Origin of the sequence: Glutamicibacter sp. (assembly GCF_035257265.1) — a bacterium.
Classification (GTDB): Bacteria; Actinomycetota; Actinomycetes; order Actinomycetales; family Micrococcaceae; genus Glutamicibacter.
On the sequence record NZ_DATEXC010000069.1, the window covers coordinates 21,987 to 33,070 of the forward strand.

General features: G+C 55.3%; 8 protein-coding genes. All 8 read left to right on the forward strand.

The window, feature by feature from the left end; genetic code table 11:
- Window positions 1-2: 2 nt before the first annotated feature.
- The 8 genes from VJ369_RS18195 to VJ369_RS18230 all read left to right on the forward strand — a co-directional run bounded on the left by VJ369_RS18195 (window position 3) and on the right by VJ369_RS18230 (window position 10,925).
- The gene (locus tag VJ369_RS18195; RefSeq protein WP_324093413.1) at window positions 3-1,157 is read left to right on the forward strand and encodes a DegT/DnrJ/EryC1/StrS family aminotransferase; all 1,155 of its coding nucleotides are present in this window, start codon (window positions 3-5) and stop codon (window positions 1,155-1,157) included.
- A 1-nt stretch (window position 1,158) separates the two neighbouring features.
- A complete protein-coding gene (locus VJ369_RS18200; RefSeq protein ID WP_324093414.1) occupies window positions 1,159-1,812 on the forward strand; it encodes a NeuD/PglB/VioB family sugar acetyltransferase in 654 nt (217 codons plus the stop codon).
- Window positions 1,809-2,936, forward strand: a complete 1,128-nt coding sequence (locus VJ369_RS18205; RefSeq protein ID WP_324093415.1) for a DegT/DnrJ/EryC1/StrS family aminotransferase — start codon at window positions 1,809-1,811, stop codon at window positions 2,934-2,936. Before VJ369_RS18200 ends, VJ369_RS18205 begins: the two co-directional genes overlap by 4 nt.
- Window positions 2,937-2,940: 4 nt before the next feature.
- Entirely contained in the window at window positions 2,941-4,416 is a 1,476-nt protein-coding gene (locus VJ369_RS18210) for a lipopolysaccharide biosynthesis protein (protein WP_324093416.1), read from the forward strand.
- On the forward strand, window positions 4,413-6,797 hold the full coding sequence (locus VJ369_RS18215) for a glycosyltransferase (protein WP_324093417.1): 2,385 nt from the start codon (window positions 4,413-4,415) through the stop codon (window positions 6,795-6,797). Before VJ369_RS18210 ends, VJ369_RS18215 begins: the two co-directional genes overlap by 4 nt.
- 118 nt (window positions 6,798-6,915) lie before the next feature.
- Entirely contained in the window at window positions 6,916-7,647 is a 732-nt protein-coding gene (locus VJ369_RS18220) for a hypothetical protein (RefSeq protein ID WP_324093418.1), read from the forward strand.
- 33 nt (window positions 7,648-7,680) lie between these two features.
- Window positions 7,681-9,594: an O-antigen ligase family protein gene (locus VJ369_RS18225; protein ID WP_324093419.1), complete on the forward strand. Its 1,914-nt coding sequence runs from the start codon at window positions 7,681-7,683 to the stop codon at window positions 9,592-9,594.
- Window positions 9,591-10,925, forward strand: coding sequence for a hypothetical protein (locus tag VJ369_RS18230; RefSeq protein ID WP_324093420.1), 1,335 nt, complete (start codon window positions 9,591-9,593; stop codon window positions 10,923-10,925). The genes VJ369_RS18225 and VJ369_RS18230 overlap by 4 nt, the downstream gene beginning before the upstream one ends.
- The last annotated feature ends 159 nt before the right edge of the window (window positions 10,926-11,084 follow it).

Consider the following 11,084-nt stretch of genomic DNA (forward strand, 5'->3'; position numbering starts at 1 on the left):
TCATGAATCGCATTAGTGTGATGAAACCATGGCTGGGAACAGCCGAAACCGACGCAGTCGCCGAGGTTATTGCCTCGGGCTGGGTCGCTCAGGGGCCACGGACAGTAGCCTTTGAAGAAGCCTTCGCCGCGCATCAGCAAGTGGATTTTGCGGTGGCAACGTCCAGCTGCACTACCGCCTTGCAACTGGCGTTGCTGGTCGCCGGGGTCAAAGCAGGAGACGATGTGGTGGTCCCTTCGTTTTCCTTCGTGGCCACCGCTAATGCACCGACCTATGTCGGTGCCCGTCCGGTGTTCGCGGATGTTGAGGAATTGACTGGAAACGTCACGGCGCAGACCGTCCGTGCGGTGCTGACCGAGAAAACTACTGCACTCATTGTGGTGGACCAGGGCGGTATGCCGCTGGATCTTCAGCCGTTGCGTGCGCTCTGTGATGAGTTGGGACTGGTTCTCATTGAAGACGCCGCGTGCGGCGCAGGATCAACGTATCGTGGAGCTCCGGTGGGGGCCGGCGCGGACGTGTCCGCGTGGTCTTTCCATCCACGCAAGCTCTTGACCACTGGCGAAGGTGGCATGCTCACCACTAACAACATGCAATGGGCCAAACGCGCACGTCAGTTGCGTGAACATTCAATGGATGTCTCGGCTGCCGAACGTCACAACTCCACGTTGGCACCTGCCGAGAGCTATAAGGAAGTTGGCTACAACTTCCGCATGACGGATTTGCAGGCAGCCCTTGGCCTAGTCCAGCTGGATAAGCTGGACACCATGGTGGCCCGCCGTCGGTTCTTAGCATCCCGCTACCAGCAAGCCTTCGCGAATGTGCCGGGACTGCGTTGTGTGACGGATCCGGAGTATGGGACCTCGAACTTCCAGTCATTCTGGATTGAGCTTGGCCCACAATTTGGTGTGGACCGTGAGGGACTGCTCGAAAGGCTTGCCGAAGATGGTATTTCAGCCCGGCGCGGCATCATGGCCTCGCATCTGCAACCGGCCTATGCCGGGCATTCTGGAATTGTCTCTCCGCTGCCAGTCACCGAGCATCTGACGGCAAATACACTGATTCTGCCGCTCTACCACCAGCTGGAAGAGCATGAGCAGGATCGCGTGATCACCAGCGTGCTGTCCAACGTGCTGGCCGCCACCGGCGGTGAGTGAGATGGCAAAAATACTGCTTGTGGCAGCCAGTGGACTGGCCCGAGAAACCATCTCATCTATCGAGCAGACCGGTGACCATGAGGTCATAGGACTGCTTGATGACAACACTGCATTGCACGGAACGCTCATTGGCAAAGTTCGGGTTCTTGGGGGACTGGCACTAGCCAAAGAGCGTACCGAAAAGCTATTAATCTGTGCCGGGAAGGGAAGCAGCCGGGCAGCTATTGTGACCCGGCTGGGTCTGGATGATTCTCGCTATGCAACACACATTCACGGCTCGGCAGTACTCGGAAGCTCGGTGAGCGTGGGATGCGGAAGTATCATCCTCGCTGGCTGCGTGGCGACCTGCGATATCTCCATGGGGCGGCACACGGTGCTCATGCCCCAGGTAGTACTGACCCACGACAACGTGCTTGAGGACTATTGCACGTTGGCGGCCGGAGCCAAACTGGCAGGCCGGGTCACCGTGGGCCACCAGGCTTACCTCGGAACTAACTCGGCCGTGCGTGAAAATGTACAGATTGGTGCTGGTGCGGTGCTCGGCATGGGATCAGCGTTGCTGCGCGACTTGCCGGCAGAGCAGATCTGGGCAGGAAACCCAGCCCGGCAGATCATTACGTCTACAAATCTTGAATCGACAGGGTCTAGAGCATGAGTAACAAGACTATGAGCACCCACAGCCAGATTCCGTTGGTGGATCTGCGGGCGCAGCAGCAAGAAGTACAGCAGCAGGTTAATGAATCGCTTGCACAGATCTTCGAAAATACCGCCTTCATTGGGGGAGCAGCGGTCGCTGACTTTGAGCAAAGCTACGCACGCTTCTTAGGCGCCGGAGAATGCGTTGGGGTGGGAAACGGCACCGATGCACTGGAGCTGGCGCTCCGTGCCACCGGGATTGGGCCGGGCGATGAGGTGATCCTTCCGGCAAATACCTTCATTGCCACCGCCGAGGCAGTCAGCCTCACCGGTGCCACCGTGGTGCTGGTAGACGTAGATTCCGAATACCTGCTGATTGATCCGCTGGCGGTAGCCGAAGCCGTTACCGAAAAGACTAAAGCCATCATGCCGGTACATCTCTACGGGCAGACCGCTTTTGTTGAAGAGCTGACTCCCATTGCCAGCGCTTGCGGTGCGGTGATCATCGAAGACGCAGCCCAAGCTCAAGGCGCAACCCGCCATGGGCGTAGCGCCGGGACCTTGGGGGATATCGCTGGCACTAGCTTCTACCCTGGCAAGAATCTCGGGGCTGCCGGTGACGCCGGAGCGGTACTCACTGGTGACGCGCAGTTAGCGCAGCAGGTCCGATTGCTTTCGGCTCACGGCAGCCGCACCAAATATGTGCACGAGGTTGTGGGACGCAATTCCCGGATGGATGCGGTGCAAGCGGTAGTGCTCAGCGCCAAGCTGGAACGCCTGGCCGGATGGAATGAGCTGCGCCGCCAAGCGGCAGCGCGCTATAACGAACTGCTGACCGAGGTCCCTGGAGTCACCTTGCCGCAGCAAGCCATGGGGAACCACGATGTGTGGCACCTATATGTGGTGCAGGTGGAAGAGCGTGATCGAGTGGTGGCGGAGCTAAATGCTGCTGGTATTGGCGCAGGAATCCACTACCCGTATCCGGTGCACCTGACGCAAGCCTTCGCACACCTGGGATACAAAGAAGGGGACTTCCCGGTTACCGAGCATGCTGCCGCCCGGATCCTTTCTCTGCCGCTGTACCCGCACATCACCGAGGAGCAGCAGCGGCGAGTCACAGACGCGCTGATTTCGGTGCTGTGATCCAATGCGTAACCTCGGGAAGCGGACAAGATCGCCTAGCGCTTCGAATTCAGCCGGTAGTGCTTTTAGCTGGAGCCTGGCCAATACCCTAGTTTCAAGATTAGGAACTCTGGGCATTGGTATCGTTCTAGCCAGAGTATTGGGTCCGGAGCAATTTGGTACTTTTGCTATTGCGCTTGTCGCGCTCATGGCGGTGCTCAGTTTTAATGAGCTCGGAGTCAGCCTTGCTATAGTCCGTTGGCCTTCAGAACCGGCACTCATTGCGTCGACAGTCAATACGCTTTCCGTTGTCGGCAGCGCAGTATTCTGCACGATCTCCTGGTTTGCGGCACCGCGCTTCACCGAACTCATGGGAGATCCTGAAGCGACGGGAGTAGTCAGAATACTGATCCTCTCCGTACTGCTCAACGGCATCGTGGCAGGTCCCGCGGCCTTGCTCCAACGTGCTTTTGAAGAACGCACGCGCATGGTGATTGATCAAGTCAACGTGTGGGTCGGAGCTATCCTCTCGGTCATTTTAGCTCTAGTGGGCTTGGGTGCCATGGCCTTGGCCGTAGGACGGTTAGCTGGTGGTCTGATTTCAGCGGTGATGTTTTTGAAAGCCTCACCGCTGAAATACCGATTTGGGTGGAACCGGAACCATGCCCGCGCATTGATCAAATTTGGGTTGCCCTTGGCAGGGTCCAGCATCATTGTTTTTGCCGTCGGGTATGCAGATCAATTAGTCGTCGGTGCCGCGCTGGGAAGTGTCGCATTAGGTTTTTATGTCCTGGCATTCAACCTTTCCAGCTGGCCGCTGAACATCATCTCGCAACCGCTTCGCCGAGTAGCTCCCGCAGCATTTTCTGCGATACAACATGATCCTCTACGACTGAGGCAAGCCATTACCAGCTTGTCTAAGGTTTTAGCCAGCGCGACCATCCCTGCTTTTCTAGCGATGTCAGCGGTTGCGCACCCGTTGATCATATTGGTCTACGGGGAACCGTGGATTCCGGCCGCGCAGGTTTTGAGCTGGCTGGTCATTGCAGCCCTGTCCAAGGTTTTTAACGAGCTGGTCTACGACTATCTGGTGGTGGTGGGACGAACCAACACCGTGCTGGTTATTCAGCTGGTGGGGCTTGGCGTGCTGATTCCTGCGTTATGGATTGGAGCGCAGCTTGCCGGCATGGTCGGAGTAGCTTGCGCCTACGCGGTTGTGTCCGTGGTAATCCTCTTACCGGTGTACCTGTGGCAGTTACGCGGTGGCGGAGTGGGATTCGGCGCAATACTGCGACAACTGTGCCTGCCGCTACTAGCTGGTGGTTTCGCATGGGGCGGATGTTATTTGGCTACCCGCTTCATTACGCAGCAGCTACTGGCATTAACCATTGCCGGTATTTGGACCTTGTTGATCATGGCATTGCTGCTATTGACCTGCCGCAACGAAATAGGGCAGATTCGCAATATTTCACGCACTGAGAGTTTGGAAACGAGCACATGAGGATCCTGATTTATCCCCACGACCTAGCCATGGGTGGCAGTCAGCTCAACGCCATCGAGCTAGCAGGCGCGTTGCGTGATCGCGGCCATGAGGTCATTGTTTATGGGTGGGAGGGCGAGCTGGTACACAAGGTACGTGAGCTGGGTCTTGAATTCATTCAGTCACCAAGACCACGGTTTAGGCCGACTCCCGCTATCGTTGCGGATCTGCGACGGCTAGTTCGCGAACGTCAGATAGACATAGTCCATGGTTTTGAATGGCCTCCCGCATTGGAATGCGCTCTGGCGACTCTCGGCTTGAAACAGACGAAAAGTATCGCCACGGTGATGTCAATGGCGGTGGCCGATTTCATCCCTCGAACCATGTCGCTGACGGTGGGTACCGAGCAAATTAAGGCTGAGCGGAATGAGCGAGGATTCAACCGTGTTTCGCTCCTCGAGCCGCCGGTGGACGTCCATACGAATAATGTGCATCAAAAACTTGGTCGAGAATTCCGCACGCAATATTCCATCAACTCTGGTGTGCCGTTGGTCGTGGTGGTTTCACGGCTCGTGCCTGAGCTGAAACTTGAGGGAATTCTTTCGGCCATCGATACAATCGCACAGATTGCTGAGGAGCGTCCTATTTGCTTGGCCATAATTGGCGGAGGCTCTGCCGCGGACACCGTAAGTGAACGTGCCGAACAGGTGAACTCGCGGTACCCCGGGAGCATTGTGCTGACCGGGGAGATGGCAGACCCGCGTCCTGCCTATGCAGCTGCTGACATTGCCCTGGGCATGGGTGGCTCTGCATTGCGTGCCATGGCGTTCGCCAAACCGCTGATTGTTCAAGGCGAGAAAGGCTATTGGAAGCTACTTGAACCTGACTCGGCCGATGAGTTCTTCTGGCAAGGCTGGTACGGAGTTGGTACTGCTGACCACGGTGGTACTGAACGCCTCACATCGATTTTGTTGCCACTGCTTGATGCGGGGCGTCGACAGAGCAAACTCGGAGATTTTGGTAGGGGACTGGTGGAATCTCGATATTCTTTGGAAAGTTTGTCCCGAACGCTGGAAGACCTCTATACGGCTGAGCGGACACATCGTGTCCGGTTGGTCAATGAACTAGGTAGTTGGAGTTTAGCTGCCTGGGAATTCACAAAATACAAACTGGCGCGTCTACGTCAGAAATTATGGCGTAAAACCGTGATGGACGACTTTAACAGCAATACTGTGAGCGCAAGATTTGGTCCTCGCCGATCAGATACTTCGATCCAGCAGGTGATTTACCTTGCCGGCACCTTTTGGGATGACATCAAGGGTACCGATCACATGCTGGCGACAGCATTATCTGCCCAGACCGAAGTCATTTGGGTGGATCCGCCGCGAACACTGAAGTCATCCTTGACTACGGATGGCTCCAGGCCAGCGAAACTGTTCGGAACAAGCCGTGACCAGGTCGCAGGGAAAATAACCCGGATACAGACTTTCGTTCCGGTCGGCGTGCGCTATCCGTGGCTGCGTAAACTCTACGACAAACTAACCGTACGCACCCTACTGCGGGTTGCCGGTACCAAGCAGCCAGCCGAGCGTCTGATCATTCATTCCTCGGCTAGTGCAAGCTTCCCGACAGAGATCACCGGTACGAAGTACCTCTACGTTACCGATGATTGGATTGCCGGTGAACAGCTCATGGGGCTACCTGCCGGCAGTGTTTCCGAACGCTTGAACGAGAACCTGGCGGTTGCCGATAAGGTTTTTGCCGTGTCCCCGCATCTGGCTGCCCAGCTTGATCAACTGCAATCGAGGCAGATAACAAACTTGCTGCCCAACGGTTGTAAAATCTCGGACCTTAGCGCCGGTGACCGCCAACCGGTGATCGCGGTGCTGGGACAGCTCAACGAACGCCTAGACGTTGGGCTGCTTGAAGAGATCCGAGATCAAGGATTAAAGCTTCGGGTTGCCGGACCGATGAAAAGTAACAACGCGCAGTGGGTGACACGCATGCGGAATTTCCTGGAATCTCCCGGTGTGCAATGGGTAGGTGAAATTCCGCCCACGCAGGTCCCGGAATTTTTGGCCAGTTGCCGGGTAGGCCTCACCCCCTATACAAATTCGGAATTTAACCAGGCGAGTTTCCCATTGAAGACCTTGGACTACTTGGCGGCAGGGCTATTTGTGGTCTCAACAAACCTTCCTTCCTCACACTGGTTAGACACCGAGCATCTGGCGGTTGGAAATACCAATGGTGAGGTCATCGAGTTGCTCCAGGAATTTATCGCTCGTCCAACGCAAGAATCACAGATCGCAGAACGTAGAGATTTTGCGGCCGGGCACTCCTGGGAACAGCGCGCCATAGATTTAATCGAATTATCATCTCTAAAGGAGGCGCCAATCACGTAATATGGGGATTGTTGCCCTTATCGCGCATCAAGAGGGACTTGGTACGCAATAGTCGTGGCAACACTGGGGGAGTCACTTTTGTGACATTTTTTTGGGGGAAAAAATGGTTTTAAGCGACATGCTTCGAAGTCTTTTACGACGGTGGTACATCGTCGTGCTCGGAGTTATTTTGACTGTAGCCGGAGTGTACGGGGCATACACCGTCACACCGGTGACGTACAGTGCAACATCAACGGTGGTGCTATTGCCACCAGAAAAGTCGGTCAAGGATGGTGATAATCCATACCTGTACCTTGGAGGACTAGGCCAAGCACTCAATGTCTTAGTAATTACAATGAATTCGGCGGCTTCACAAGAAGAAGTTATTGGCTCGAATCCTGATCAATCATTCACTCTTGAACAAGACGCCACCTCAACCGGGCCGATTATTCAAATTTCCGTGGCGGCGCCCACCGATGACCAAGCAATAACGCTGGTAGAAAAGGTGACTACGCAAGTACCGATTGCCTTGAACACGCTGCAGGACGAACTGAAGGTACCTGCAGACGCCAAAATCGGAACCATGACTCTAGCTCAGTCGCGCGAAGCGGAAACTGAGAACAAGCGTCAGCTGCAACTTATGGCGGTAGCCGCTGGTGGCGGGTCTGTCGCCACGGTATTGTTCGTCGCTGCACTAGACAAGTTCTTAGCTAAACGAAAGCCCAAGAGCAAGAGCCGGAAATCGGATGACAAACACGATGATCCTGGCTCGGCGGAGATGACGCAGCCTCCGGCCGAGATCGCTGCGCGTCTTGAAGTCACCGAAGCCAGGCTGACCGCGCAGCCTGTACGATTCGCTAACGGAACTTGACAGATGCTCAAGTCCTCGGAGCATCGTAGATGGGTGCCATTGCCGCAACCGGCACGAGTGCAAGCCGATGCAGTAACCGGGCTGACGGTATACGCAGTAGTGCTTCTCATTGTCCCCAGCGACAGAACTATCGCGCAGTTAGGCGGCGCCGGAACACCGGCGGTCCTGCTGTCGATAGGACTTATGGTCTGGTGGCTCTGGTATCGAACCCGCCTTGCAAGCCGGGTGAGGTTCTCCAATCCGGTGTACCTCACCTTTTTAGCGTTTGCCGCGGCCGTGATGATCAGCGAGGTCGTAGCGGCCTCCTCAAATCTGCCGCAGCCGGATCAGAACGCTGCAGATATGGGCATCTTGCGCTTGGCAGGGTTTGCCGGCGCCTTCTTCGTAGCCGCTGACGGAATCCAGTCCAAGGAAAGATTAGCCGTCTTATGCAGACGTCTTGTTGTACTCGGTGCTGTGGTGGCATCACTGGGCATGTATCAGTTCCTTACCGGCACGGTACTCATCGATCGATTCCCAACGCCTGGTTTGGCAAGCATTGACGGTGGCGTCGATCTGCGTAGCGGATTCATGCGCCCCCGGGGAACTGCACGGCACGCCCTGGAATTCGCCGCAGTTGTCAGTAGCCTGGTGCCATTGGCTATTGCCCTGTGCATTGGGGACCGGAACCTAGGGTTCATCCGACGCTTTTTTCCGGTGGCAGTACTGGTGGGTGTTTCATTTGTTTCCTTGACGCGCTCGGCACTAATCGGCCTGGCGCTGGGGATACTTGCCATGATGCCCTTCTGGAATGCGCGTTTGCGCCGCAGAGTCGTGTTGCTGGGAATTGCCGGAGCCGGCGCGGTGATGATCGCTCTTCCTTCGGTCTTACGCGCCATCATGGAAATGTTTGAGGGCGGTGATTCCAGTGTGGAATCCCGCACAGGAAGCTGGGACTTCGCTTTCCAAGTATTTAGTACAAACCCGTTTTTTGGACGTGGTTTTGGCACCTTCTTGCCCAGCTACCGAATCCTGGATAATCAGCTGCTGTTACTGGTATTGGAAATCGGAATTGTCGGTGCATTCGCATTTGTCGCGTTGCTCGCTACAGGGGTCTACTGCGCCATTGCAGGCAGAAGCACTGGCGAGGAATCGCTAAATAATCATTTGGGCGTGGGCCTGGCCGCCTCGATAATTTCCAGCGCCACGCTGATGGCATTCTTTGACAGTTTCTCGTTCCCTCAGGCGCCCGGCGTGCTCTTCTTAGTGCTCGGGATTAGTGCGGCGTATTGGAGGTTGTCCAAGGATTCCGAACGTCTACACCCGAAAATGGCGGTTCCTAGCATTGGTCCTAAAAAGGCGCGGATGTTTGCTGCTGCCGCTGCGGTGTTAATAGTTGTGCTCGCACTGCCCGTTGCCCAAGCAATCAGGCAAGCGCCTGGCACTTATTGGACGCAGCAGGATTTGGTATTCCTGCCACCATCCAGCGCGGTAGGAGGAAACTCCCTGCGCACCGATGCGCGGGATCTGATACCTTTTGCTGCCTTAGTGAAAGAAACGTACACCGGAATACATGGGCCATCGACTATTGAACCAGTCACTGCTCCCATTTATGGCACCGGTGTGCGCAGTGGGGAACTGGTACGTGTACCCAACGCTGGCGGGCAATGGCAGACCTACCAGAGAGAAGCAACGATCACCGTTGAAGTGCTCGCCTCGTCAGCGGAAGAGGTGTTATCGACCATGGATCAAACGATGACCGAACTGACCGCTCTGGCCGAGGAACCGCAACAGCAAATGAACGTGAAACGCAGTGCACATATTATTACCGACATTTACCCTGAAGCAGTGGTCCCCGTTCAGATACTGCCACGCACCAAATGGGCACTTCTTTTACTGGCGTTCCTGACCATTATGGCGGCCGCGACGGCACATGAAATAGTTCTCCGAAAGACGGGCTGGTCATGACAAAGACATTGCACAACTTGGACGTAGAACTGTGCACCTCCAAGAGAAATCAACAACTACGCAAAGTAGGCAAGCTAGGTTTCATCTTGTTGGCCGGATCTCTTATAGCAGGATGCACCAACGCGGTGGGAGTCGCTGAGCAAACCTTCGACACTACCGCCAACGATGGGGGGTCCGCTTATTATGGTGAATTTGTTGATTCTTTACCCGATGATCCGTCTTATTTTCCGCTTGCGGTGTGGCATGAAAGTCTGATGGATGCACAAGATGCGGTGACTGATCGCTCCTTCGGCATCAATACCTATGTTGAACTAACCCCTGAATCCAATCCAAAGTTTGCACATGACGTCGGATCGTATGTACTAAGCGGTACGCCCCAACCAGGCCTCAACGGTTTTGTTCTACCCGACGAGGTGGATATGTGGGGTAAATCCGGCGAGGGAGTATGGACGGGAGCTTGGCCAGGAGAGGCCCCTATCTGCGAGCCAGAAGAGAGCCGGTGTGGTTATACAGTATTGGCGGAGTCTTTAGAGAAAGCGCCAGCAGGAACAATGGTCTACGCGAACTTCGGCAAAGGCGTGACCTTCTGGGGTGATGATGAAGTCGGAACACATTTCACCAGTACTTATGCCGACGTGGTATCGGCAGATAACTACTGGTTTACCGATCCCAATATTTGTCACAAGACCGAGGGTGGAACACGCTTTGAAGAGCCACGAGATTTAACCGTGTCCGAATGCCGGCTCGCGGCTAACTATGGACATACGGTAAAGCAGATCCGGGACTATATTCAGCCTGCGGGCAGTAAACCTGTATGGGGGTTTGTAGAGTTGGGTCGTCCCTTTAGCGACGAGAAATTACCTACGGTAACCCCCGCACAAATCCGTGCAGCAGTGTGGCAGAGCCTCATCGCGGGAGCCCGAGGCATAGTGTATTTCAATCATAGTTTTTCTGGACAATGCGCCTCGCAACACGTCCTGCGTGACTGCGGCGAGGACAACAGCTCAGCCGTTGCACGGATTAACGACCAAGTTTCACGTTTGGCTCCGGCACTGAATTCGGTCACTGCCGAGGGGGTACTCAGTGCCGAGGGTGCAGTCAACGTTCGAGTGAAATCTTACGAGGATCACTTTTACGTACTTGCCGGGTCAGCGCAACCTACCAAGCAGAAGGCATCATTCACACTGCAATGTGTGGGTTCAACTGATGTAGAAGTGCTCAATGAAAACAGAAGCCTAAAGGCTACGGAGGGAATCTTCGATGACCACTTCGCCGACGGCAATACCATCCATATTTACAAGGTGCCCGTCACCAACTGTGTGGCCAAATAATAAACCGGGTTCCTCTAGGCTGACTCGGCCCGAGGATTTATTGCGCCGGGAGGCTTAACTTCAAGACGATGGGTCACGTAGCTGCCGGCGGTCAGCAGAACTCGAGCCAAGCACGAGGCAGGAGTGCAGCGAATATATAGGTTGGAATCACCGGCGTCT

Coding starts and splice junctions, on each gene's coding strand:
- VJ369_RS18195 (WP_324093413.1), top strand. CDS start 3: ATGAATCGCATTAGTGTGATGAAACCATGGCTGGGAACAGCCGAAACC.
- VJ369_RS18200 (WP_324093414.1), top strand. CDS start 1,159: ATGGCAAAAATACTGCTTGTGGCAGCCAGTGGACTGGCCCGAGAAACC.
- VJ369_RS18205 (WP_324093415.1), top strand. CDS start 1,809: ATGAGTAACAAGACTATGAGCACCCACAGCCAGATTCCGTTGGTGGAT.
- VJ369_RS18210 (WP_324093416.1), top strand. CDS start 2,941: ATGCGTAACCTCGGGAAGCGGACAAGATCGCCTAGCGCTTCGAATTCA.
- VJ369_RS18215 (WP_324093417.1), top strand. CDS start 4,413: ATGAGGATCCTGATTTATCCCCACGACCTAGCCATGGGTGGCAGTCAG.
- VJ369_RS18220 (WP_324093418.1), top strand. CDS start 6,916: ATGCTTCGAAGTCTTTTACGACGGTGGTACATCGTCGTGCTCGGAGTT.
- VJ369_RS18230 (WP_324093420.1), top strand. CDS start 9,591: ATGACAAAGACATTGCACAACTTGGACGTAGAACTGTGCACCTCCAAG.